The sequence below is a fragment of the Litchfieldella xinjiangensis genome (assembly GCF_000759345.1).
Classification (GTDB): Bacteria; Pseudomonadota; Gammaproteobacteria; order Pseudomonadales; family Halomonadaceae; genus Litchfieldella_A; species Litchfieldella_A xinjiangensis.
Window position 1 is genome coordinate 43,455 of record NZ_JPZL01000005.1, and the last position, 24,523, is coordinate 67,977.

The 24,523-nt window shown below is 61.4% G+C and carries 17 protein-coding genes; all 17 read right to left on the bottom strand.

The window, feature by feature from the left end:
• Positions 1–8 precede the first annotated feature (8 nt).
• Complete coding sequence (locus JH15_RS17640; RefSeq protein ID WP_052384220.1) at positions 9–632, bottom strand: hypothetical protein; 624 nt, start codon at positions 630–632, stop codon at positions 9–11.
• A 378-nt stretch (positions 633–1,010) separates the two neighbouring features.
• Positions 1,011–1,187: a hypothetical protein gene (locus JH15_RS18180; RefSeq protein ID WP_156105359.1), complete on the bottom strand. Its 177-nt coding sequence runs from the start codon at positions 1,185–1,187 to the stop codon at positions 1,011–1,013.
• A 212-nt stretch (positions 1,188–1,399) separates the two neighbouring features.
• Positions 1,400–2,056: a hypothetical protein gene (locus tag JH15_RS17265; RefSeq protein ID WP_156105360.1), complete on the bottom strand. Its 657-nt coding sequence runs from the start codon at positions 2,054–2,056 to the stop codon at positions 1,400–1,402.
• Between the two features lie 522 nt (positions 2,057–2,578).
• Positions 2,579–3,310, bottom strand: a complete 732-nt coding sequence (locus JH15_RS18270; RefSeq protein ID WP_231566471.1) for a hypothetical protein — start codon at positions 3,308–3,310, stop codon at positions 2,579–2,581.
• 580 nt (positions 3,311–3,890) lie between these two features.
• Complete coding sequence (locus JH15_RS18420; RefSeq protein WP_231566472.1) at positions 3,891–4,886, bottom strand: hypothetical protein; 996 nt, start codon at positions 4,884–4,886, stop codon at positions 3,891–3,893.
• A 320-nt stretch (positions 4,887–5,206) separates the two neighbouring features.
• A complete protein-coding gene (locus tag JH15_RS17650) occupies positions 5,207–6,202 on the bottom strand; it encodes a hypothetical protein (protein WP_052384221.1) in 996 nt (331 codons plus the stop codon).
• Positions 6,192–9,740, bottom strand: a complete 3,549-nt coding sequence (locus JH15_RS18425) for a hypothetical protein (protein ID WP_043532732.1) — start codon at positions 9,738–9,740, stop codon at positions 6,192–6,194. Before JH15_RS18425 ends, JH15_RS17650 begins: the two co-directional genes overlap by 11 nt.
• Positions 9,737–10,543 (bottom strand): DUF4123 domain-containing protein, encoded by an 807-nt coding sequence (locus JH15_RS17655; protein ID WP_081949111.1) that lies wholly within the window; start codon positions 10,541–10,543, stop codon positions 9,737–9,739. The genes JH15_RS18425 and JH15_RS17655 overlap by 4 nt, the downstream gene beginning before the upstream one ends.
• Complete coding sequence (locus JH15_RS17295) at positions 10,540–12,678, bottom strand: type VI secretion system Vgr family protein (protein ID WP_043532733.1); 2,139 nt, start codon at positions 12,676–12,678, stop codon at positions 10,540–10,542. Before JH15_RS17295 ends, JH15_RS17655 begins: the two co-directional genes overlap by 4 nt.
• 1 nt (position 12,679) lies before the next feature.
• Positions 12,680–12,967: a type VI secretion system PAAR protein gene (locus JH15_RS17300; protein ID WP_043532735.1), complete on the bottom strand. Its 288-nt coding sequence runs from the start codon at positions 12,965–12,967 to the stop codon at positions 12,680–12,682.
• Positions 12,968–13,000: 33 nt separating this feature from the next.
• Positions 13,001–13,585: a GNAT family N-acetyltransferase gene (locus JH15_RS17305; protein ID WP_043532738.1), complete on the bottom strand. Its 585-nt coding sequence runs from the start codon at positions 13,583–13,585 to the stop codon at positions 13,001–13,003.
• Positions 13,569–17,231, bottom strand: coding sequence for a type VI secretion system membrane subunit TssM (gene tssM / locus JH15_RS17310; RefSeq protein ID WP_043532739.1), 3,663 nt, complete (start codon positions 17,229–17,231; stop codon positions 13,569–13,571). The genes JH15_RS17305 and tssM overlap by 17 nt, the downstream gene beginning before the upstream one ends.
• A 98-nt stretch (positions 17,232–17,329) precedes the next feature.
• Positions 17,330–18,775: a type VI secretion system protein TssA gene (gene tssA, locus JH15_RS17315; protein WP_043532741.1), complete on the bottom strand. Its 1,446-nt coding sequence runs from the start codon at positions 18,773–18,775 to the stop codon at positions 17,330–17,332.
• An 11-nt stretch (positions 18,776–18,786) separates the two neighbouring features.
• The gene (vasI, locus tag JH15_RS17320) at positions 18,787–19,446 is read right to left on the bottom strand and encodes a type VI secretion system-associated protein VasI (protein ID WP_231566473.1); all 660 of its coding nucleotides are present in this window, start codon (positions 19,444–19,446) and stop codon (positions 18,787–18,789) included.
• Complete coding sequence (locus JH15_RS17325; RefSeq protein ID WP_052384223.1) at positions 19,446–21,047, bottom strand: sigma-54 interaction domain-containing protein; 1,602 nt, start codon at positions 21,045–21,047, stop codon at positions 19,446–19,448. The genes vasI and JH15_RS17325 overlap by 1 nt, the downstream gene beginning before the upstream one ends.
• Positions 21,048–21,049: 2 nt before the next feature.
• On the bottom strand, positions 21,050–23,659 hold the full coding sequence (tssH, locus tag JH15_RS17330; RefSeq protein WP_043532743.1) for a type VI secretion system ATPase TssH: 2,610 nt from the start codon (positions 23,657–23,659) through the stop codon (positions 21,050–21,052).
• Positions 23,660–23,668: 9 nt separating this feature from the next.
• Complete coding sequence (icmH, locus tag JH15_RS17335; RefSeq protein ID WP_081949112.1) at positions 23,669–24,520, bottom strand: type IVB secretion system protein IcmH/DotU; 852 nt, start codon at positions 24,518–24,520, stop codon at positions 23,669–23,671.
• Between the last annotated feature and the right edge of the window lie 3 nt (positions 24,521–24,523).

Here is a 24,523-nt window from a genome sequence, read left to right on the forward strand (position 1 = left end):
CTTCAGCCTCAGCGTGTGCGTTCGTCTTCGTCTTGAAGGTCAGCCGCAGCGCTGGGCGGTGCTGCTTTGGGCCGGTCAACAAGCTTGCCAGCCTTCCAGGGGAAGCGGCCGAAGGCATTGACGTCCTGGGGTTCGCTACGGCGAGCCTCGCCGAAATTGCGCACCGAAAGTTCCATCAGGTCCGGGCGGCCACCCCAGGCGGCGTGATCCACTTCGGCACGGTGCGCCTCGCGCATGGCCTTGAGTTCTTCTTCACTGCTATTAGCATACAGGTCGCGCCAGTAGGTGACGTGACGACCACGCTTGCCGGCCTCGTCATAGGCCTGAGTAGTCGGATCGAGATGACGGAAAGGCTCTACCTGAGGAATATCCGGCAGCGGCTGCGAAACATCCATATAGCGCTGCAGCATATCCCAGGCGGCATAATGCTGAGTAATATTACCGTCCGCTGGAATATAAAGCTCGAGCGGGTGCTTGGTATATGGGTCCGGGCCGCGGTGGGGATAGCGGTGGATCAGCTTGAGCGAATGGAACTGCGATCCCTGTGCGCCCACGGTCATCTCGAGATAAGGGTCAAACTCGTAGAAGGGGAAAGTGCCGCGCGGGGTCTTGACATGCCGGTCCGGCGGCATAATGCATAGTCATCCGACCAGTTACGATTCCCTTTATAGAACTTAATCGAGTGCTTTTCCCAAAGCTGGAGCAGAAGGGTAGCAACACCACAAAATACCGAGATAATGGCAAGAGGTATAATCCCTTGCCACCATATATCAGCACCATAGATAAATAAAGGAGTTCCAAATGCCATAACACCTGTGAAAATCACTCTCCCCAGCCCCACCGCCAGCTCTAATAAAGCTAAAGCCATGAGAGTAAATAACAAAAATAAAGCGTATCAATCGATAAAGGATGCCGACACTTTCATCGACACGCTTAACCAGCGCGTCTCATTGATCATGTTGTAATCGTGATCATCGTCGCCGATATATTCATACTCACGAAACCACAGATCAGAATATTGTGGGGTTAATGCCCACGTAGCCCCAGGGCAGGCGAGCCTCGAGTATACGCCCACGTAGCACCTCATTATGGGGGGCATAGCTCTGCTTGGGGATGGCATCGGGGCGGTAGGCAGTCTCAGCGTAGCCTTCGGGCGTTGGCCGTAGATCGGTCTCGATTGTGCTCATTGGCGGCTTCCTTGGCGGGTCCAGACCCAGGTCAGCGTCGATGGTTGGGTATCGAAGGTCATCTCGTTCTCGATAGGGTGATAGGCTCTGCTCGCCAAGCTACCGCCGGGGCAGATCATATGACCTTCCCTGTTCTCTTTTTTCGGTGCGGTCGTTGCTTGCGATCAATGACTACAAGGCATCGTGACGCCTTGAAAGAGCGCTGGGTAACCTCAGGCGGTTAGCGTTTCGGTTTCATAAGCTTCAGCGAATATTGCAGTAATCGGTCGCTGCGGATTCTGTTTGTGCAGTGCCCTGACCTTGGCGGATAGCCGTTTCAGTTCTTCGCTGGGCTGGGCCCATTCGCTTTCGGGTAACGGCTGCGACCAGGCATCGAGGCTTGCCGGCAGGGTCTTGCGCTCGGCCTTCTGGACGGCACGGATCTCCCATTCGGCGAGATGGAAGGGAATCGTCCACAGGTCGAGAATGTGCCACACATACCATAGGGTGACCTTGAACAAGCCGATCTCGCCATCACGATGGCGGCGATGGAGCCGACGGCGGGCGTGGTGGAAGGTATGCACGCCTTCGTAGGGCGGATCGCCGGGGCAGTGCAGGCCGTGGGGGTCCTGGATCTCCTCACGGGTGTGGACTTCATATTCCATGTAAGCGCGTACCGACTCCCAGAGCCCCATCGCCAGCGGCATGCCGGGCTGTGGGAGTTCGAGGAAGTGCTGCTGCCCCGTCTCGGGATCGATGAAGCCCAGCCCCAATCCATACTGGCGCTGCACACCGTATTGGGTCGCGCCCTGCGCCTGGGTCACCCAGGCCGCCACGCTCTCCCAAGGCACGATGATCGGCGGTTTACCGCCGCCCGGGTCAAAGGCCACCTCGCGGCGCTGGCGGTGAAAGCGGGTGGGGACGTCCTCGCGGAACTTGAAGTGGAAGTGGGCTTTGATTGCTAAGGCTAGGATTAGCGCCCCCCCCTCCCCCTAGCGCCAAATTAAGCATCCTCTCAGAGAGACCATTCCACCCCACCAAGAAAAACTGAACATCTTTACTAACAATAAAAAAAATAACTGCTCCAAGAAAAGGAAATAAGAATGCGAGCATTAAAAAGCCAATGAAAGGTATGCCCAAAGTGAATTGCCAAGTGAAGGGGGTGGGCAGACTTCCGCCGAAGTCCAAGTAGACATCATTGACCTCACCGATGGCCTGATTGAAATCCAGTGGTACCGCTCCCGTGGGGAGGGGCGCCGGCGACAGGTAGCTGACCTTGCCGCCTGGAAAGGGCTCGACATCTCCAGCACGGTGAGGAGTCATATCGGGCCGCGGTGTTTGGGATTGCTTGGCAGACATAGGAGTGCCTTGGGTCAAGTGAAAAGAAGTGGGTCGATACGCTGCCAGGGTATTCAGGCCGGGTGTGTCGCTTCCGCCGCATAGGCCTCGGCGAAGATGGCGGTATTCGGTCGACTCGGTTGCCGGGCATGGCGTTGTTTGACTTCCGCCGAGAGCCGTTTCAACTCTTCGCTGGGCTGGGCCCATTCGCTTTCGGGTAACGGCTGCGACCAGGCATCGAGGCTTTCCGGCAGGGTCTTGCGCTCGGCCTTCTGGATGGCACGGATCTCCCATTCGGCGAGATGGAAGGGAATCGTCCATAGGTCGAGAATGTGCCACACATACCACAGGGTGACCTTGAACAGGCCGATCTCACCTTCGCGATAGCGGCGATGGAGTCGCCGGCGGGCGTGGTGGAAGGTATGCACGCCTTCGTAGGGCGGATCGCCGGAGCAGTGCAGGCCGTGGGGGTCCTGGATCTCCTCGCGGGTATGTACCTCGTATTCCATGTAGGCGCGCACCGACTCCCAGAGCCCTATCGCCAGCGGCATGCCGGGCTGCGGCAATTCGAGGAAGTGCTGCTGCCCCGTCTCGGGATCGATGAAGCCCAGCCCCAAGCCATACTGGCGCTGCACGCCGTATTGGGTCGCACCCTGCGCCTGAGTCACCCAGGCCGCCACGCTCTCCCAAGGCACGATAATCGGCGGCTTGCCGCCACCCGGCGCAAAGGCCACCTCGCGGCGCTGGCGATGGAAGCGGGTAGGAACATCCTCGCGGAACTTGAAGTGGAATTTAAACTTAATCAATAACGCTAATATTAATGCCCCAGTGCAAATTACTGAAGCCTGAGCAAAGGCTCCATTAAAAATCCCATTAAACCCTACAAAGAAAAGCTTAATATCTTTACTTACAAACCACAGAGCCACTCCCCCTATCGCTGGGAAAAGGAAGATCATCATTAAGAAACCAATAAAGGGTATTCCCAGAGTGAATTGCCATGTAAATGGTGTAGGCAAACTTCCGCCGAAGTCCAGATAGGCATCGTTAACCTCATCGATGGCCTGATTGAAGTCCAAGGGCGCCGCTCCCGTGGGCAGGGGAGCCGGCGATAGGTAGCTGACCTTGCCACCTGGGAAAGGTTTCATATCGCCGGCACGGTGAGGCTGAGCCATATCGGGCCGCGGTGTTTGGCGCTGCTTGGCAGACATAGGAGTGCCTTGGGTCAAGTGAAAAGAAGTGGGTCGATGCGCTGCCAGGGTGCCTGCTCGCCATGCTACCGCCGGGGCAGATCATATGACCTCCCCTGATCTCATCTATCGGTGCGGTCATTGCTTGCAATCAATGACTACAAGGCATCCTGACGCCTTTGGAAGAGCACTGGTAATCTCAGGCGGTTAGTGTTTCGTTCTCATAAGCTTCAGCGAATATTGCAGTGATCGGCCGCCGAGGGTTCTGTTTGTGCACTGCCCTGACCTTGGCAGACAGCCGCTTCAGCTCTTCGCTGGGCTGGGCCCACTCGCTCTCGGGAAGCGGTTGCGACCAGGCATCGAGGCTTGCCGGCAGGGTCTTGCGCTCGGCCTTCTGGATGGCACGGATCTCCCATTCGGCGAGATGGAAAGGAATCGTCCACAGGTCGAGAATGTGCCACGCATACCACATCGTGACCTTGAATAGGCCGATCTCGCCCTCGCGATGGCGGCGATGAAGGCGTCGACGAGCGTGGTGGAAGGTATGCACACCCTCGTAAGGAGGATCGCCGGGGCAGTGCAGGCCGTGCGGGTCCTGGATCTCCTCGCGTGTATGTACCTCATATTCCATATAGGCGCGCACCGACTCCCAGAGCCCCATCGCCAGCGGCATGCCGGGCTGCGGCAATTCGAGGAAATGCTGCTGGCCCGTCTCGGGATCGATGAAGCCCAGCCCCAAGCCATATTGACGCTGTACGCCGTATTGGGTCGCACCCTGCGCCTGTGTCACCCAGGCCGCCACGCTCTCCCAGGGCACGATGATCGGCGGTTTGCCGCCACCCGGCGCAAAGGCTACCTCGCGGCGCTGGCGATGGAAGCGGGTGGGGACATCCTCGCGGAACTTAAAGTGGAATTTAAATTTAATTAACAATGCGAGCATTAATATCAAGGTGCAAACTACTAAAGCTTGGGTAAACACCTCATCAAACACGAGCCCAGTAACCAGAAAAAATGCGTTAACGTCTTGTCCATATATTCCAATCGCCCCCCCAATTAGAGGGAGAAGAAAAGCAAACATCAAAAAGCTAATAAAGGGCCCGCCCAGTGTGACTTGCCAGGTAAAGGGGGTGGGCAGACTTCCGCCGAAGTCCAGATAGGCATCGTTCACCTCACCAATGGCCTGATTGAAATCCAAGGGCGCCGCTCCCGTGGGCAGGGGACCCGGCGATAGGTAGCTGACCTTGCCGCCTGGAAAAGGTTTTATATCGCCGGCACGGTGAGGCTGAGCCATATCGGGACGCGGTGTTTGGGGTTGCTTGGCAGACATGGGAGTGCCTTGGTTTAAGTGAAAAGAAGTGGGTCGATACGCTGCCAGGGTGCTTGCTCGCGAGGCTACCGCCGGGGCAGATACCCTATGCCCCCGAAAGGGTTTTTCCGCTTCGCTGCGCGATTTCAGTCAACAGCGGGGCTAGGGCCTTCCTGGTGAAAGCCGGGTGATGACTCCATGACTGCGCCTTAGCGCAGGCGGATATTCTTGCGGTATTTTTCTTCCTGGATCTTCTTTACGCTGGCTTCGTCCATGTCCCGCCAGTAGCGCGGGTCGCGGCCCTGCTGCTGATCGTCGGCCGCCGTGGTGGGGTCCTTGTGGCGATGAATCTCCAGCCCCGGCACATCGGGCAGCGGCTGCGAGACGTCCATGTAGCGCTGCAGGAACTGCCACGCCGCGACCAGCTCACCGGGCATCTTGGTCGGCGGGAACTGGGCATCCAGCTTCTGCCGGATACGCTGGAAGGGGTGATAGAGAATTAGCGAATAGGTGGCACTGCCCTGGGTATCGGGGGAGCTTTGCAGAAAGGCATCGAACTCCCAGAAGGGAGCCTCCAGGCGTTGCTTCCAGGCATCCCTTGGATCATAGATAGTGAACAGACCTGTCTGGCGGTTGAGCTGCCAAAGAGGGGCTTTTTTCATACCATAAAAAACCGTCGGCTTTTTTTTCTCTAAATAGCGACCTCCTTTCCAGAAAAACAAACAAACCACCACTACAGGTAAGCATAGCCACAAATTCATCCGAAAAGCTGAATAAAATTCTTCAGCCCCCCCCCTGCCAAACATCCAGTGAAACAAATCAACAGCTACCAGAAAAAAAAACCCAAAAAAGAACAAGCAAAAAAAGCCAATTGAAAACGCCATAACAATATTCAGATATTTTGCTAAAGCTGTGTAGTTAGGCGGCATGATTTCTTGATGATCATAACGCACCTTCATACCTTTGAAGATATCATCACCTTCTAGTTTTTTTTCAATTCGCTGAAGCTCCCAATTCTGAGAAATGGCGACATTATTATATCCGTATTCTTCGTTTGTTCCATTATCCTGAGTCCGACGATTCCAAGATAGCCGCGAGCCGATGATGGAATCCCGCTCAGGATTTGCCGCTTCCCACTGCTGCCGCTTGGCAGGGGTATAGGCAGTGTCGGCGTAGTAGTCGCCAATAGTTTCTTTAGCGGACATTGAGTCTTTCCTTGATCCAGTAGTCATCGTCAGCTCTCTCGACACTGAGGATATCCGACATATCGTCCGACATCTCCGTCAGCGGTGCAGGCGCTGGGTAGATGCGCCGGCTGGGGCGCAGGGGTATCTGCGTCGCCTCGCGGAATTTTACCTGAACGTCCCATCGGTACTCGGTGCTGGTGCCAAAGCCCCGCATGGGCTCGTTAGCGGGCGAGTGCACGTAGTAAGTTATTTGCTGCGCGCCCAACTGCGTAAGCAAGGGCTGAATACGCGTAGAGGATGTCTCACGCCAAGCGCTGCCTGCCGGTGAACGATAGTGCGATCCCTGTAGCAAGCGCAGCACCGTGACGTCGTTCAACTCGACCCCCATACCGGGCAGAGCGCTACGAACCTCGATGGCGGTATTGATGGCCTGGCGCGGATCGAAATGATCCTGCCAGAGACGCCCGATTGGCATGGCCGTTTCAACGGGTGAGGTATGGGTCTGGCCAAGCCGAGCCAACAGCGCATCGCGCTCCGCCGGACTGAGCCTGCGCAGCGAGACCTGGATATTGGCGAAGATACCCTGCAAGCGATAATAGGCCTCTTCCGGCTCCTCCAGCCAGGGGGCACGGCCGCGCTGATCGCCGAAGGGACCATGCTTGATCCACTGCTCAAGCGGGCCATCGGTCAACAATATCCCGCCTACCGCGCCGCCCAGGAGCAAGGCCAGGCCGACCCAGCCCACCGGGCCGCTGAATAGCATCAGCATCGTGGCGCCGGCTGCGGCCATGCCATAAGCCAGTGCAGCGTCTGTATCGCCCTCACGCAGGCGCTCAATCGCTTCCCACGTCATGGTGATGGCCATTAGTGCTCCAGCCATCTTGGAAGCTATCCAATTGACCCTAATCAAACTAGGAAAGAGACGGGTTATGATATTTGCTTGTCCATTTCGTATCATAACCTTCTGGCTGAAATTGCTAACTCTAACAACAGCAGCTTGAGGCGCCTGATGACGCCGAGCCATATAGCCACTCACATTGAAAGTGGCTAGACTTAAATCTATTAGGGCTGTCAATATATCAATGCGGCCTTTCCAGCCTTCCTTAGTTGCTCTAGCACTCTGCACCAAGTTCACCGCTTGCACGACAACCATAATATAAGGCAATCGAGTAGCGTCAGTGGCACGCTCGGCAAAGCCGATTCGGCTACTGCCACGGCGTACGAGGTCGGCAGCGCGTGAATCGGCGGGTGCAAACACGAAGCGCACTTCCCGGGCTTCGCCTGTCTCGGCCATGGAGCTCAGTCGCTGTTTGTTGGTGCCGCCCAGCAATTTGCCGTCCGAGGTCCGGTAGATCTCGCCATAGAACTGGCGATGATTGTTCCGGGCGATGTACTCCCTTTCGGCCGTATCAATACCGAACTTCATGCCTGTGGCGACGTCTTCCACCCCGATCAAGACGTAGCGCCCGAGGTCGACATCCCCAAGCGGCTGGAAGGTAAGATCGCCCAACATACTATGCAGGGCCCCGCGCGAGGCATTGAAGGCAGGCAGGTAGAGTCTTCCCGTCATGGCTGTACGTTGGCTCTCGTCCGCCACCTGACCCAGCAGGTTCCTGCCGCTCTCGGCGATCTTGCCGAAAACGCTATCGAGGGCATCGGCCCAGCGTTTGAGTTCGCCTGGAACGCTGGTATGGGCCATAGCAGCCAGCAGAGATACTTCGAAGGTCTGCAGGTCGTCCTTGTCCGGTACGTCGTTGCGCTCGCTCTCCTCGGCCAGCGCTTTGGCACGAAAACGACCACTGCCGTCGTTAGTTTCCTCCTCCGGCAGCACGAAGGGCAGTTCGACGGGGTGGGCCTCGCTGTCGGGGAAGCACATGGCATGCAGCGGTTCACGGCTGCCGTCCTCGAGCAGGGAAAGCAGGGTGCGCTGGGCCTTTGCCGGATTGGCGGTGTGGAACAGGCTGGGGATATCCTGATCCACTAGGGTATCGACCCGCTTCGGATCGAGGCTCAGGGCGGTGAAGCACTGCTCTGCCAGGCAGAAGCCGCTGACATAGTCGCTGCCTTCCAGGCTGAAGTAGTCCGCCAGTATCCGTTGGTAGGCCGCATGACCCAACAGGTCGGCCAGGTGCGTTTGATGAAACTCCCAAAGCCGATGGCCAATGTCGCGCGCCAGCGTGGCCACGCTGGTGTGGAACTCCCCGCCCAGGTAGCGCAGCGCCGGCTGCGAAGCAAAGCGCCGCAGCGTGTTGCTCTCGCCGCCGATGCGCTCAGGCATGACCCGCTTCTGTATCATGACGGCGCTGCGATAATGCGGTCGGGAAGCGCAGCGCTCTAGCAGCAGCGACAGGTAGTTCTGCGCCAGCTGTGTCTGGCTCAGGGCGTGGCGCAGTTCGAACAAGGGATCGTTGAGGACAAGCCCCGGTATCTCCCGCTGCCGCGCGTCCTCCAGAATGTCGCTGCCTTCGGGAAGCTCCTCCCAAACCGGCGGCTCGGGGGCCTCTTCCCTCTGCACGGGGGTGCTACGGTTTGCCTGACACACCGACTCGACGGCAGCGGCACGCAAACCCACCTCCAGCTTCAGAGGCGAGTCTTCCCTGTTGGCTTCGTTCCAGGCGCCGTTCACCGCATCCGATCCGCCACCATCGAAGCGCTGCTGCTCGCTCAAGGCCTGCTGGTACAGAGAGGACAATACGCTTCCCGATAGATCCTCGGTCCAGAGCGGTGGGTGTGCGACCTGTGTTTCCAGACTGGGGCTGCGTTCCCGCTGCGGCACCAACCGGTCGGCCGCGAGAAGCTGGCCACTCGCGATACGCTCGGACGCAGCGCGCAGCGAAACGGACTGGAAACGCTGATTGATCGCCGTGGGATTGGCTTCCAGGTGGTTCAGCCTGGCCGCCGACCATTGAACGTCCGAGAATGCGACCTTGACCTCGCGGCTCAGCCAGTTCATTTCTCGGCGTGCAGGCAGCCATAGCTCCGTCAACGGCTGACCCGTAGCGGGCCGGCGATCCTCGACATAGCCGCCGTCCTCGTTGCGGTGTTGCGCCAGGTCGACATCCCGGAACTGCCACTCGCCCGACTCGGAGACCCCCACCTCGATCTCCCGCCATACGGCTCCCCGATAGTGGATGTACAGGTAGCCTGGGCGACACGGCAGAGCATGGGTGGCGTCATCCACCAGCGACTGCCAAAAGGCGAGCGGCACAACGGGCTGCACGACATGGTGCTGATGGACAGTGCGCTGCTCATGCTCCTGCCAGGGCGTGGCTCCCACGTTGCCGAACAGCGGCACCCGTATCGGCTGGCCCTCTTCGCTGACGATTTCCAGCCAGACATTGCGACGCGGTTGCCCTTCCCAGGCCCAGCCGTGAATACGGCTCAATGGTTCAGGGAGATCCTCTTCCTCGACCGCCTCGGCAAGGGCTGCCTGCTCCTGCTGGTCTTCCAGGTCGAAGAAGACGAAGCGGTGGCCCTCAGGATGTTCCTTGCCCATGACCTGAATGAAGAGCTTGGGTTCTTCACACGCCTTGTGCTGGCTCAATTCCTGGCTCATGTAGCACTCCATTGACTGGGGGATTGCGTGGGCGCTTCAACAACGGCTAATGGGTCGTTTTTCTCGCCCAGCGCTTGCTCGAAGCGAGCACTGGCAAGGAAACGGCGATAGGCTTCCGGATCGTCAAGACTCTCGCCCGGTTGGCGAAACTCCTTCCAAGCCCTCATCACTCGTATATGGCGCTCCAACGCCGCCTCCTGTCCTCGGGACAGAGCAACGGCTGGCGTCGCTGTCGACTGGGTTACTGCGGTGTGGCCTTGCTCTTCGTGCGGCACCGACTCGTCGTCATCGGCACATAGCGCATGCCATGCTGACGCCACGGGGTTACGCGGGTGTACTTCGCCATGCCATATCCACCGATCGAGGGGGCCGAACCAGGCCTGGCTGACATACTCGGGGGAACCGAAGAGCGCTGCCGCGACGTCGGGGTGGTAGTAACGCACCATGCCTTTACGATCACCGTAGAAGGCCACACTCAAGCAGGTGCGTAGATGCCCCAGCACTTCCTCTTCGGGGGCTTGGCTAGCCACGACGATACCTGGCGCAATGCCCTTTCTCGGATCTTGGGAGAACACCCGGAGCAAGTCACCAATCGCATCGTTCACGCGTAACACCACGGGACTCCTTTTCAGGAAGTCGGCATAGGGCGTTTCCAGGAACAACCACTCGTACTCGAGTGCCGTCACCTGCCGGTAGAGCGATGACAGGGTCTGGCCGGTTTCTTCGAGAATCAGCCAGTGGCTCAAGTGACGGCTCTGCTTGCCAAGCAGCTCGAACAATGTATCGGCGTGGCTCATCCTCATGACGCTGCATGCCCCCTGCAAGGGCAGTCGGAGAGGGGACAGTTTCCATCACGCTGCATCTGGCAGCGCTCGATCATGGGGATGTCTTCGGCCATGGCCTGGTCGAGGCGCTTGCCGAAAACCGGCCCCATGGTGACATCCTCGTGCACTTCATCCTGCGCCTCCTTCGGCAACGCCGGCATCTCGACCGCTTGCCCCGAACCACTGCCCGGACTACCGCCGGAGTTGATCTTGACCTGGGCACCAACGATGGTGACGCCGCTGGGGTCGAGCTTGACGAAGCTACCGCCGGCCTTGAGGGTGATCTCGGCGCCAGCGTCTATCACGACTTTCATGCCCGCCTTGTGGTGCACTTCCTGGCCGGCTGCGACCAGCTGGGCACGACCGTATTTTTCATGGCGGGTAGCATCGACGATCAAATGGTCATCGCCATCGATCTGGGTGTGGCGTTGGCCGTGAATCGTCAGGTGGTCATCGCTGTGAATCTCGCTTACGCGGTTGTGATGCACGCTGAGAAAGCTGTCGTTTCCAATCTCCTCGGTGCGGTCGTGGTTGGTCAGTAGCTCCAGGTCTTTCTGGGCATGCGCCCAGATCTGCTCTTCACCCGCTTCGTCCTCGAAGCGCAGTTCGTTGAAACCCTCGCCCTTGTGGCTCTGGGTGCGAATCACCGTGCGCGTCTTGTGTTCGGGCAGGGCATAGGGCGGCGTGTTGACGGCGTGGTAGGTGCGCCCGGTGATCAGCGGCTGGTCGGGGTCGCCTTCAAGGAAGGAGACGATCACCTCGTGGCCGATGCGCGGAATCGCCATCGCCCCGTAGCCACCGCCGGCCCAGCCCTGGCTGACCCTGATCCAGGCACTCGCGGTGTCGTCAGGGGCCGCATAGCGATCCCAGGGGAACTGCACCTTGACCCGGCCGTGCTCGTCGCAGTGGATCTCTTCGCCCTCGGGGCCGACCACGAAGGCGACCTGCGGGCCGTCGACGCGTGGCTTGGGATTGGGCGTGGGGCGCCAGGCGCTATCGCCGGGGGTGAGCACCAATTGGTTGTAATAACGCGTCATGGCTTCTGAACCTGCCCGGCCCTGCAGGCTTGGCTGAGTGAAGCCATCCTCTTCCAGGGCCTGGGGCTGTTCACCGTGATGGATCACTTCGACTACCTGCCAGTCGCGGTTGAGACTGTCGGCGTCGTGGTCGGTCAGGGTGAATCGGTGCCCCGGGGCAAGCTCGGGCAGGTCGCTCTCGGCGCGGCAGGTCAGGGCGTCGTGGCGCAGCGCTTCCAGGCGGATACGCGTGAATGGCTGACCCGACGCATCGGCCTTGAAGCGGCCGGGGTAATCGTAGTGTTCGTAGTCGTCTCTCCTCTGCGCGTGAGTTTCAAGGTCAGCCCCGGCGTGTTCGTGCAGTTGTGCGTAGCCGGGGTTCTTGAACGAGTAGTCCTTGAGCGTGGCGCTGGCCGGGGCGACCCGGGCCACCTGCTTGAGTCTGCGCACATGGCGCGTTGGCGCCGTGCCCCCCGCGCGGCTGTGATAGCTGCGCTCGCCCACGTGGGTCAGCATCTGCGGGTCGTCGGCGAACACCAGACGGTGGACGCCCTCGCCGCTCTCACCCCCTTGGGTACTGAACTCATGGAAATAGAACAGCCCCTCTTCGGCGGCCAGGCGCTCGATGAAGGCCAGGTCCGTCTCGCGATACTGCACGCAGTATTCACGCTCGGCGGGCTCGCGGGTCACAGCGAAGGCCACGTCACGAATACCGCGCTCGTCGCACAGGGTGTTGATGATGGTCAGTGGCGAGACGTGCTGGAAGATGCGTGAATTGTGACGCAACGACAGCCGCCACAGGGCGGGGCGCAGCACCAGCGAATAGAAGGTACGCCGATGGCCGCGGTCGCCCCGGCTGAACTCGGTGGCGATACCATTCACCCGGCGCAGGGCCGTGCCGTCCTGCCAGACGGTCAGCGTCAGGGCGCGATCGAGAAAGGTCTCGGGGGTGAGGTCGCCGTCGCGGCTGGCGAATTCGATGGCCAGCTCGAAGGGCGACGAGAGCGCTTCGCGGTGGGTGAATTCGATGACGGCCAGGTCGAGGACGTCCTGTCCGGGAAGGGTCAGGGTGAACTGAAGTCCGGTCTGATGGGCCATGTCAGCTTCCCTCTCCTGTGGCCGAGCCAATCACCACACCTCCGCAGCTCACCGCGTGACCGGTGAGTGCGGCGGGCTTACCGTCGATCAGAATGCTGTCCGAGCCTTCCGCGATGGTTCTGGGGTGTGGCGAGTGCTTGGGTTTGTCGTGGGGCGCCAGAGGATCGCCCTGACGCGCCGCCGGTTTGCCGTCGATGATCACTGTGGGGCTACCGGCAGTGACCGGCGTCGGCGGGAAACCGTCATGGTCGGTGCCTTGGTCGCCCACGAGTACGAGATTGCGTCCCATCGGTCCATCTCCTTGTTTATGCGCAGCGGCGCGTCAGTCGTGCCACTCGGCCGGCGCCTGGAAAGTCGCTATGCCTGTGGCATCGATGTACATACGCTGGAAGCCGGCCTGTACAAGACTGCTCACTGCGGCATGGCAAGCCATTGGGAGCCGTGCATGCACTGGCATGCCTCGCAGGGTACGGCGAGTTTCGGCCAACAGCCGTGCTCCATGTCCACTGCCTTGCCACTGCGGTTCAATGAAAAAGAAACGCAACTGCCAAGCCACTTCCTCACTGGGGCGACAGACAAGCGCCATCCCTAGCGGCGCCCCATCGCCATGCCGTAGGGTCAATAGCTGGCCCTGCCAATGCGCCACACGTTCATTTTCTCGCTGCAGCCAGACACCCCGGGAAACGGTGTGGGTCAGGACATGGCGTAGCGTCTCGATCCGAGATTCATCGCGCAGGACCCAAGGGGAATGGCCTTGATCATCGGCACGCCTCGCTGCCCCGAGAAACGCCTCGATATCCCCTGCGGTTCCAGCCGCCAAGGGAGCTACTTCCTTGCCGACCGCGGTGGGGGGCACCGCCACAGGAATGCTCCTTGGGCGCCAGAGGCGCTTAAGCGTCGTCAGCATGGCGCACTCCCTGGGCGTACAAGGCGGTGGGCAGTTGGAAACCGGCCACCAGCGGACGAGTGAAGGGGTTGCGCCCCCCTTCTGCCTGCAGGCGATAGCGCATCACCCCGCCATCGACTGAAAAGCGCAGTTCCAGATCGCGTTCGCTGGCCCCGATCACCTCGGCTTCGTCAAGCAAGCGGAACCAGGCCCAGGCCCCATCACGGGTCAAGCTGCGCGGCGAGCGGTTGACGGTGCTAGGAACCAGGGTGACGCGACTTTCATTGCCCGCACGCAAGGCATTGGGCCAGATCATCGGTACATTCTGGCTGGCGTGATGGGCATATTCGATCAACTGCCCATCGACACTGATCACGCTGCGTCGCTTATCGGGACTGAGGCTGACCGGCTCGAGGCTGAACGCCACATCGAGCATGCCGTCGCGGCCGAAGTAAGCTTCCCGAATACGTTGGCCACGCTGCACGGCGCTCAGCACGTGATCGCTGAGCAGCGAGTAACCATTGGCGTCTTGCATCTGTTCCGGCGCCGCCTCGATGAACGGACGCAGGTTATCCTTGTAGAAGCTGTCGAGTGTGCCGCCCGGGCCGAAAAACGCTTCGAAGTCGGCCAGCGCCACGTCGCGCGTAGCCCTCGGGTCGAGCGGGTAACGTCCGGCAAGCTGCGCTTGATAGGGGGCCACGACATCATCCAGCCACTGGCGCTCCAGATGACTGATGGCACTGGCCATGAGCAACTGCCAGCTTTGATCGGCCAGGCTCGAGAGCATGCGATCCATCGGTGCGGGCATCTCTTCGGCGATACGCTGCAGCGTGTGGATCGGGTCGCCGCCACTCAAGGCCAGGCGATCACGCGCCTGAACGAACGCAGCATGCCCGGGATCGCTGGCGCCCTGGATCTGACGCAAGTAGTCGCGCAATTCGCCAATCGCCTTCTTGACCTCGGCAAGTGCGGCCGGGTTGCTACCGCGCGCCTGAAGCAAGTCGTTGAGCGGAGCGAAGTGCCGTTCAATATCGCTGGCCAACCGGTAACGCGGAGAACGTTCCAGCGCCTGACGCGAGGCATCGTCCCCTTCCGGCAACTCCGGATAAAGGCGGGTATGTGTCGATACTTCACCCAGCAGGCGATCCAACGGGCGGCTGGCACCCAGCAGCGTGTCGGCTACCACCACGGCCTGGGGAATGTCGGGGATGGGCACCAGCTCGACGTTGTCCAAGGCTTGGCGCCAGGTTAGATGGTAGTCGCCGATATAGCGCTCACGCAGGGCATCGCGCAGCTGGCGGTTATCGGCCTCGCTGAAGGCGATATCGTCGCGTTGGCCGAGCACCCACAAGTCGATCATCGCGAGCTCGGTGGACTGATCGACTTCCTTGAGGAAATAGCCTTCGAAGCCGTTGCGGGTCAACAGGCTGGGAATATGGATCTTGGCAGGGTCATCGTTGCGGGCCATGAACACGGCACTGAAGGCGGGGCCCACCCCTTGGCGCAAGTCGAGCGTGGCGCCGCGGCGTCGATCGCTTCCAGCCTTGAGCGTGGCGTAAACGCGTTCGCTCATGGGCTGACGCGAGAGTTCCTCCTGCGCGGCTACCAGGCTGCCACGTAGCGGTGCCATGGCCAGCATGGCCTGCTCATCACCGGCGGCGACGAGCCCCTCAAGGTTGGTATAAGCCAGGGCGTAGTCGAGATGATCAAGCAAACGTTCCTGAACACTGCCACGCTGGGGGAATTGGCGCTGCCAGCGGTCTGCCATGTATTCACGGACCCGCTCAGGCTGACGCCCGCTGGCATCTGACATCATGCGCAGGATACGCAACAGCGCGAGCTTGTCGTTGCTGTTCGGAGCGGCGCGATTCATGTCATCCATGACACCGATCATCAAGGACGGCAGGAAATGGTACTCGAGCACGGACAGGTAGGCGTTTTCCACCCGGCGCCCGACGAGACGTCCCTGATAAAGACCCATATCGGCGATGATCGGGATATGTTCGCGGTAGTCGCCGAACTCAAGCGTCGCGCTGCGCAGCCGATCAAGCGGCTCGAGCAGGCTGTAACCGGTGGGGTCGTCGCTTTGCAATTCATCGGGCTCGGTGGCCATGTAAGCAGCCGCTTTATGCTCCACGGCTGCCAGCGCACTGGCATTCTTCTGATAGAAGTGGCTCCAGCCCCCCACCATCACCGCACCGCCAAATAGGCACGCCATGACGGTAGCCCGTCTCAGGCTGCGGCGGCGCTGGGTCGCGCGCGCGTTGTCGCCAGCCAGACCCGCCTCGGGGTAGATGACCTTGTCGAATAGTTCTTCGGTGAAATAGAGCGCACTCCGCGCGGCCCGATGCGCAGGCTGCACGCTTTCGGCCATGCCATAGCGTCGCGCCGCTGCGTCGACGAAGGGGTCTTCCGGCACCCCCTGTTGATAGACGGATGTGAAGTAGGTGCCTCGCACCATGGCGGCGGTGGAGAAACGATCGTTGGAGAGCGCTTCGCGCAAGAAACCCAGCAACACATCGCGCAACCCGGCCAACTGACGAACGAAACGGAACACCGAGGCGCGCTCTTCACGGTCGCGGCATTCGGCCAGCAATGTGGGCAAGCTGGCATTGAGTCGCTCGAGCAGCGCATCGAAGGCGGTGGCGAACTCTTCTTCCCACTGCCCGGGTGTTTCGAGAGAGGCGGGGCTGAACGTGAACCCCAGCGGCGCCCGACGCGCATCACGCGAGTAGTGACGGAAAAATTCATCGAAGCCGTGCAGCAGGTCCATCTTGCTGAAAGCGACATATACCGGCAGCCGGGCGGCATGGCGCTCCATCAGTTCGCGCAGACGGGCGCGCAATAGCGACGCATAGGCCTTGCGTACCGCCACCCGCGCATCGCTCAGGCGGGCCAAATCGAGAACCAGCACCACTCCGTCGAGCGGACGTTGCGGTCGGTTGCGTTCCAGCCAACCGACAAAATGATCCCACTGGCGGCTTTCGAGCTCCTGCGGCTCGCCGCCTTCCAGCGTCCCTTGGGTCAGGAGTTCGCCATCCGGGTCGATCAGCACCGCCTTGTTGCCAATCCACCAGTCGAAGCCGTAGCGGCTTTTCTTGCCACGACCGGAAGCCCTCATGACGTGCGTCAGGGCGAAGTCCTGGCCGGAGCGGTTGATCAGGCTGGTCTTGCCAGCGTTCTCGACGCCCATGACCAGATACCAGGGCAACTTGTAGCGAGCGCCATGGCCGCCGCCTAGACTAGACGTCAGTTCAGCCAGGGCATCATCCAGCGTCGCTTCCTGGCGCTCGATTTCGGCTTGGGCCGGGTCGAGTTGCAGCCGCTCGGCATGCTGGCGCTCGGCATTCATCTCGCGCAAGCGACGCGCCAGGCGTACGCCCCAAACCACCGCCACCAGGGTGGCCAGCGCCAGCGTAGCCAAGAGGCGATTGAGCCAGGGGCCAAGCGGCCTTCCGCCTCCCAACTCCCACAGGGGCCCAAGCCACCAGATCGCCACCACCGTGGCCAATACCAGCAGTCCCCACAGCGCGACCGAGAGGCGTGAAGCCTGTTTAGCCACGCCCTGGGCCTTGTTACCGTGCGCCTTGGCCAGGTTGGCATTCGCTTGTGCGCGTGATGCGCCGGGTACGAATCGGCTCAGCGCCGCCTTGATTGCTCCCCACATCTGCCTATCCCTCGTCCCTGTTGCGTAGTGCCATATCGCCTGCGTCGTCGGCTGCGTATTTTTCTGCCATGTTGTGTGCCGTACCGTTCATGCCATTCTCAACTCTTGAGTGCCGTAGCCAGACGCGTCAAAAGCGCCGGCTCCCACTGTTCCAGTTCGATGGAAGAGACCGAGGCCCTGACCGCCTGATAATGTTGATGCGCCAACGCGTCGAACCCGGCGTCACGCAGCAGGTCTGCACTGGCCAATCGCCAGTAGGCGCTTTCGCGTGGAGAGCGTGCCGATGCAAGCCCTTGGTCGAGGCGCTTCAACGCGCCCTCCAAATGGCCTTCGGCGAGTTGCTCGCGAGCCTCGGAAAGCCCGGCCTGCCAGGGTTCCCCCCTCGTTGCAGCGCCTCCCTCCGATGCCGTCGTTGGCACGCTCTGAAGCCACGCCAGACTCGCGTCATCGATGAAGGGGGTGCCATCGTTGAAGGTCAGCCGTTGAATTCCATCAAGGCGGGCGACAAATCGCTCGGCTTCCTCCCGAATCGCGTCAGCACAACGTTCGTGGCCCAGATGGCGTGCCAGCACAGCGCTCAGGCGGTGCCCCTCTAGCCAGTAGGGACTAACGGCCAGGCTGTTTTCGATGCGTTTCCACAGGGCCAAGTCTCCACCGCGAGCTACTCCCTCGCGATATTCGGCGGCGCGATCGGCCGATACCGGCGCGAGCTCGGTACGCGCACCATCGCGCGTGGCTGGTAATGCCTGAATGGCCTCCCAAACGGCATAGCGGCGCAGGCGGTATCCCAGCGCCTGACCGGGCGACTGTTCGCTGATGAAATCAGCCATCTTCAGCAGCGCCTGGCGGTTGCCGCGCTCGTTGCCTGCCTCGAGACGGATTTCCGGCACCTTTGCGCGGGTGCTGGTAGAGTCCGTCGCTGCGCTATGCCCGGGGCTGCGCTGGGCCGTTGCGCCCTCGGCCGGCGCCGGCGAGTCGTCGGTAGATCTGGAGCGTGCCGCGTCAAGGACGCGACGCAATTCTATAAGCTCGTCACCGGGCAAGGTCTGCTCTCGCGCCAGCACGATCAAGGCGTCGAGTGACGCGCAGCAAGCGTCGTATTCGTCATCGGCTTCGCTGAAATCGAGGCCCCCGGCCAACGTTGCCGCACGCTGCACGAACTGTTGAAAGAGGCGCGGGCGCAGTTTGGCGCCCCGCGGCCCACTGAATGGGTAAGCGTCACCCCACCATTGCCCCAATGCTCCCGCCAGCAGGTGCAGCGACAAGGCAAAGCGCACGCCGTTGCCACCGCGTTGCAAGCAGTGCAACAGGTGGCCCAGCACCTTGAGATCCTTGCCGGTGTCGCTCAACAGCCGTACGGCACGCATCTCGGCGCTGTCCCAATCGACCTCGCCGTGCTGCAGCGAGCCGATCTTCATCATCTCCTCATCCAGCCAGGCGTAATCGCTACTCTCATCGACCGGGTGCCCGACGCCATGATGAGCGTCGGGGCCGGGCAAGGTGGCCAGTATTGGGGCAAGGTGCGCTTCAGATGTGATCTGCATGGTCTAACCCCTCACCAGCGACAGGCGTCGCGTAACGGGCGGAGCCGGTCGCGCAGCCCCGTCAGGCCGAAACGCAGCCCATCGAGCGTCGCCATGTCGCTGTGTAGCGTTAGCGTGGCGGTGTCCAACAGCGCGCGCAGCGTGGCGATGGCGGGCAGCCCACGCCCCCCTCCGATCACATGCCCCCCATCGCGAATACGCCACGTCTGCTCAAGTGAGCGCGATCCGGTGTCGAGCGTGAGTGAGACGAGAGTGGCCTCGACCGCCTGAGGCAGGTGCAGCTGGAAATGGGTAATGCTGTTCTCACAGGCCAGCACCAGTAATGGGCGTGGTGGCACGCTGCCTAATGCCGGCACACTCATGAACACATCGTCCTCGTGTTCACGCACCATGAGCCCCATGTCGTTTTTTTCGCGGCTGCGCTCCTGCTCCTCGATAGCGCGCCACAACGCCGGTGGCGTGGCATCCTCCTCCATGGAGACGTCGCCTTTGCTCATAAACACCGCGTCGTAGCAGGCCAGGCGATCGAGACGTGACTCGTGCGCGATGCAAGCTTGCGCCGCATCCATACGCTCGTCGGCGTGAAGCGGTGTGCCCAGCGCGAACAGCAGGGCCAGGCTAATTCCGGGGAGGCGCGTACAAAGCGCATCAGGTACGTAGGTGAAACGCATCAGTTATCCAGTTCCAGCAGGCGGCACTTATGTGCCAGGGTCCGCTTGGGCAGGCCGAGACTTTCAGCCGCCCGAGCACGATTGCCACCGAACGTTTGCAACCGCTGGCGAATCAGATCGGATTCGAAATCGCGCAGCGCCTGGCGCAGATCGTTAATTTGCTCGTGCTTTGCGGGCTGCTCGGGCTCCGCTCCCGGCACGTCTGCCTCGCTCGTCTCAGGCAGGGCGAAGGTATCGATATCCATCCCAGGGCGGGTCACGGCGCAGGCGTAGTCGATCAGGTTCTTCAGCTCGCGTACGTTGCCAGGAAACGCACGGCCGCGAAGCTGACGCAGGGCCGTCGGGGTGATGCCCACCGACTCGCGCATCTCACGGCGGCAGAAATCCGCAACAAAGGCCTCGGCCAGCTCTGGAATGTCATCGCAGCGCTCTCGCAGCGACGGCAGGCTGAGTGGGAATTGCCCCAACCGGTAATACAGGTCGGCACGAAAGCGCTGATCACGGATACGCTCGCGTAGAGGTTGGTGAGTCGCCGCTACCAGACGCAGGTCGGCGTAACGTTCCTCATTGGCGCCCAAGGGACGATAGACGCCACTCTCAAGTACCCGCAGCAGCTTGGCCTGCAACGCCAACGGCATATCGCCGATCTCATCGAGGAACAGCGTGCCGCCGTCAGCTTGAGCAATCAGCCCCTCGCGCGCCTGCTCGGCGCCGGAAAAGGCCCCCTTGGCGTGGCCGAAGAGCTCCGATTCGAGAAGCGCCTCGGGAATCGCTGCACAATTGATCGCCATGAAAGGCGCCTCACTGCGAGAAGAGAGGCGATGAATGGCACGCGCCACGCAGTCCTTGCCGGTACCGGTTTCGCCCTGCAGCAATACGGCGAGCCGAGTTTCGGCGGCACGCACGATTTGTTGGCGCAGCCGCTGCATCGCCTCGGAACTGCCCAACAGGTCGCTGGCCAAACGTTGGGAAAGGGTCTGGCGACGTGCGCTATCATTGAGTTTATTGAGCGAGGCACGTAGCTCCGCCTCGCGTTGACGCTCACCCCGATGCCGGCGCATACCCGCCCACAGCCGGCACAGCAGCGTTGTGAACGCCTGAAATGGGGGTGCATCGCAGAGCGTGCCCAGTGCCTTGGCCGGCGCAGCCATGGCGAGCACCCCCAGCCATTCACGTTCGCCGTCGGCGGCCCGCAACGGATGCAATGCCAGCTGCCAAGCGCCGGGCAGCGCGGCGACTTGCGACTGGAAGTCGGGATGATCGAGCCGCGAACGCGCCTCGGCCAGCGGCAGTACCAGAGACTGGCCCTGTCGGATGGCATGGGCATAAGGATGACGGAAGTCATCACAGTCCAGCCGCGTCTGGTCATCGTCGCAGCCCAACCAGCGGCCGCACTCTTCGAGATAAAGAATGCGCGCCCAGGCCGGGCCCGACGCTGCGGAAGATACCTGGGCGAGCCCCCGGATCAGCAACGCACTACTGCGGGCGCGCAGTTCGCGCGGGCAGCCACTCTCGACCAAGGTCAGTGCCGCAGACATACCAGCAAACAAAGCCAGTGATGCGTCCTTGGTTATCAATGGGCCGACTGCCCGCACATTCATGGCTAGTCCACCTCAGCAGTGAAGACGCCGCGTTCGGCGTCGACACCCAGCGCCACACGATTCACCGTTTCACGCCGCGCCAAGCGTTCGAGGAGCGCGTGGGATAACGGCGGCAGCAACTCACCCTCGATAACCGATTCCAGCATACGGGCGCCGTTCTCGCTGCGTGTGGCACGCTCGCAGATCGCATCACGGAGTGCATCATCGAGTGTGACATCGGCCTGACGGTGGCGCGTGCGGATACGCTCGGCCAGGGTGTCGAGCTTGACGCTGACGATGTCGCGCAAGGTGTCGCTGGCCAACGGGAAGTAAGGCACCACCTCCATACGTGCCAGCAGGGCTGGTTTGAAGAAACCGGCAAGAACGGGATACAGTGCCTCATCCAGGGCCTTAGGATGGCCGGCGTGGGCAACGATCGCCTCGTAGCCGAGATTCGAGGTAAGGAAGAAGACGACGTTCTTGCAATCGATCACGCGCCCTTCACCATCGGCCAGCTCGCCCTTGTCGAAGGCCTGGTAGAACAGGTTGAGCACGTCCGGATGGGCCTTTTCCACTTCATCCAGCAGCACTACCGAATAGGGTCGCTGTCGAATCGCCTCGGTCAGCAGCCCCCCCTCGCCAAAGCCCACGTACCCCGGCGGCGAACCGATCAGCCGCGAGACGGTGTGCTTTTCCTGATACTCCGACATGTTGATGGTGGTCAGGAACTGGCGACCGCCATACAGCCGCTCGGCTATCTGCACCACGGTTTCGGTCTTGCCCACACCACTTGGGCCCACCAACAGGAATGCACCGAGGGGACGTCCGGGGCGACGCAGATCAGCACGCGCCGTAAGCAGGTGGCGGTGTACTCGCTCGATGGCAGTATCCTGCCCCTGTATCAGGCGCGAGAGATGCGCGGGCAATTCGGTGAGGCGCGTCACTTCATCACTGGTCATGCGCTCGACCGGCACGCCGGTCCAATCGCCGATGACCTGAGCGATCTGCGCCTCTTCGACACTGGCATTGACCAGTGCAAACTCCTGCTGCAACTCGGCCAAGCGCGCCTCATGTTCAGTCAGGGCCGCCAGGTGCGCCTCCTGCTCGGCCACCTCCTCGTCGTCGAGCAGCGTCCGATGCAGTTCAAGAATGGCATCGACGCATCGCCGTTGTTGCTGCCAGGCCACTTCCAGCGCCGTGACCTCCTGCTCGAGCCGGGTCAGCCTGGCATCCAGCTCAGCGTCGCGAGTGGCATCCGGACGCCGGCCAAGCAGACGTTCACGATCGAGTTGCTCACGCTCGCGGGTGGCTGCCAGGTGGTCGCTCTTCAGATGGCTCAGCCGGCGTGGCGGCGTCTCGAGTGTCTGGGAAAGTCGCGCGCAGGCGGTGTCGAGCACATCGATCGCCTTGTCGGGGAGCTGTCGGCCGGCCAGATAGCGCGCCGAGAGCTCGGCGGCGGCGCGCAGGCCGCTATCGCCCACCAATACGTTGTGCGCCTTTTCGTAGACGTCGCGTAGTCCGCGCAGAATCACCAGCGCCTGCTCGACACTGGGCTCGTCCAGTGCCACCGGCTGGAAACGCCGCGACAGCGCAGGATCCTTCTCGAAGTATTTCTTGTACTCGCGCCAAGTCGTCGCCGCGATTGTGCGCAGCTCGCCACGCGCCAGGGCCGGCTTGAGCAGATTGGCAGCATCGCCGCCGCCCTCCTGATTGCCAGCACCAATCAGGGTATGGGCTTCGTCTATGAACAGCAGAATCGGCTTGGGGGCCGACTTGACCTCATCGATCACCGCCTTGAGCCGCTTCTCGAACTCGCCCTTCACTGCGGCACCGGCTTGCAACGCTCCCAGGTCGAGGCTCATGAGCTCGACATCGACCAGCGCCGTCGGCACTCGGCCTTCGACGATGCGTGCCGCCAGCCCCTCGACCACGGCACTTTTACCCACGCCCGCGTCACCCACGACGATGGGGTTGTTCTTGCGCCGGCGCCCGAGAATATCGAGCATCTGATCGATCTCCGGGTCACGACATAGCACCGGGTCGAGCTCGCCCCACCGTGCCTGCTCGGTCAGTGAGGTGGCAAACCGCGCCAGGGCGCTATCATCGTGGCTCGACTGTGCACGACGCGGCCGGTCGCTGGCGTTGGTGTCTTGCGGCGCCTCGGCAGAATCCGCCGTCAACCGCTCGACATCGCGACGCAGGGCTTCCCGGTTGATATCGGACAGCAATGCCGCACTGCGAGGCCCCAGATAACGGAAGGTGTTGTGCAGCAGCGCCGTGAAAATCATGCCGCTGCGCAGTTCGGCGTGACCGAATTCGGTGGTTGCCAGCAGCCAGCCATCCTGCAGCAGTTCGATCAGCAGCGGAGAGAAACTCGGCGTCACGACCCCCAAGTCGCGGGACGGCAGGGACTCGTCGGCGAGACGTGCACGCAATTCACCCGCCTCGATGGCCTCATGCGCCAATAAGCAGCGTACATCGCACAACGGCTGGTCGACCAGCGCCTGCAACAGGTGGGAGGCGGTCACCTCAGATGCCTGTTGTTCTGCGCACAGCGCAGCGGCTTGTTCGAGACCTTGACGAGCAAAAGCGTTGAGACGACCGATAAGGGCCGGAAGCTCTACCCTAAGCATAGGGTTCTCCTATCGAAAAATCTGATCGAGCAGCGCACTGACCTGAGCAGCCTGCTGTCCGAGGGTCCAGTTCAACGCGACGTAGACGCCTGCCATGGTGGCCCCGAAGAGGGCGAGCACTGCCCAAACCGGCAGCCCCTGCCCTCGGCGGCGATGCCCCTTGACCACGTTGCCCAGCGGCTGGGTCAGGTTTTCTTCGGGCGGCTCACCGAGCGCTGCGAGCTGGTCGCCCAAGGCACGTACCACCTGTTCGTACTCTTCGCGTCCCTGCGGCATCACCTTGTAGCGGCCCTCGAAACCGAGGCACAGGCACAGATAGATGAAGGCCAGCATGTCGCGGTAGCGCTGGGGCTCCTGCTGTAGCCGGGCGAGAATCGAAAAGACTTTCTCGCCGCCCCAGGTTTCGTTGTGGAAACGCGTCAGCAGCGAGTGTTCGGCCCAGGCGCTCTGCTGTCCCCAGGGCGCGCCCATCACCGCTTCGTCGATGAACGAACACAGCACATAGCGATAGGCCAGCAGCGTGGGGCGGTCGTACCCTTGCTCGGTGAGCTCGATCTCGATAGCCGAGACTTCGTCGACCACCTGCCGATAGAGGCGTTCGATATCGTGCATGCTGTCGAGCTGACGCACGCGCAAAACCATGCCGAGCAGTGAACTGGCGGCATCCACCAGCGGGTTGAGGTTGTGGCCACGCAGACGGAACCAGTAGTCCTCGTCGGCATCCAGGTGGCCGACATGACTGTGAAGCAGACGTTCCAGACCGCGCTCGTCGATGCGGTCTTCGTGGCGCGTCGGCTCGCGAAGACCCACAGTACGGGGGCCAGCGGGGGCGTCGTCATAGGGGACAGCGATATCGTTCATGGC

What these genes read in the sequence shown, in the direction of transcription:
- JH15_RS17640 (WP_052384220.1), bottom strand. Translation starts at nt 632, where the DNA reads ATGCCGCCGGACCGGCATGTCAAGACCCCGCGCGGCACTTTCCCCTTC.
- JH15_RS18180 (WP_156105359.1), bottom strand. Translation starts at nt 1,187, where the DNA reads ATGAGCACAATCGAGACCGATCTACGGCCAACGCCCGAAGGCTACGCT.
- JH15_RS17650 (WP_052384221.1), bottom strand. Translation starts at nt 6,202, where the DNA reads ATGTCCGCTAAAGAAACTATTGGCGACTACTACGCCGACACTGCCTAT.
- JH15_RS18425 (WP_043532732.1), bottom strand. Translation starts at nt 9,740, where the DNA reads ATGAGCCAGGAATTGAGCCAGCACAAGGCGTGTGAAGAACCCAAGCTC.
- JH15_RS17655 (WP_081949111.1), bottom strand. Translation starts at nt 10,543, where the DNA reads ATGAGGATGAGCCACGCCGATACATTGTTCGAGCTGCTTGGCAAGCAG.
- JH15_RS17295 (WP_043532733.1), bottom strand. Translation starts at nt 12,678, where the DNA reads ATGGCCCATCAGACCGGACTTCAGTTCACCCTGACCCTTCCCGGACAG.
- JH15_RS17300 (WP_043532735.1), bottom strand. Translation starts at nt 12,967, where the DNA reads ATGGGACGCAATCTCGTACTCGTGGGCGACCAAGGCACCGACCATGAC.
- JH15_RS17305 (WP_043532738.1), bottom strand. Translation starts at nt 13,585, where the DNA reads ATGCTGACGACGCTTAAGCGCCTCTGGCGCCCAAGGAGCATTCCTGTG.
- tssM (WP_043532739.1), bottom strand. Translation starts at nt 17,231, where the DNA reads ATGTGGGGAGCAATCAAGGCGGCGCTGAGCCGATTCGTACCCGGCGCA.
- tssA (WP_043532741.1), bottom strand. Translation starts at nt 18,775, where the DNA reads ATGCAGATCACATCTGAAGCGCACCTTGCCCCAATACTGGCCACCTTG.
- vasI (WP_231566473.1), bottom strand. Translation starts at nt 19,446, where the DNA reads ATGCGTTTCACCTACGTACCTGATGCGCTTTGTACGCGCCTCCCCGGA.
- JH15_RS17325 (WP_052384223.1), bottom strand. Translation starts at nt 21,047, where the DNA reads ATGAATGTGCGGGCAGTCGGCCCATTGATAACCAAGGACGCATCACTG.
- tssH (WP_043532743.1), bottom strand. Translation starts at nt 23,659, where the DNA reads ATGCTTAGGGTAGAGCTTCCGGCCCTTATCGGTCGTCTCAACGCTTTT.
- icmH (WP_081949112.1), bottom strand. Translation starts at nt 24,520, where the DNA reads ATGAACGATATCGCTGTCCCCTATGACGACGCCCCCGCTGGCCCCCGT.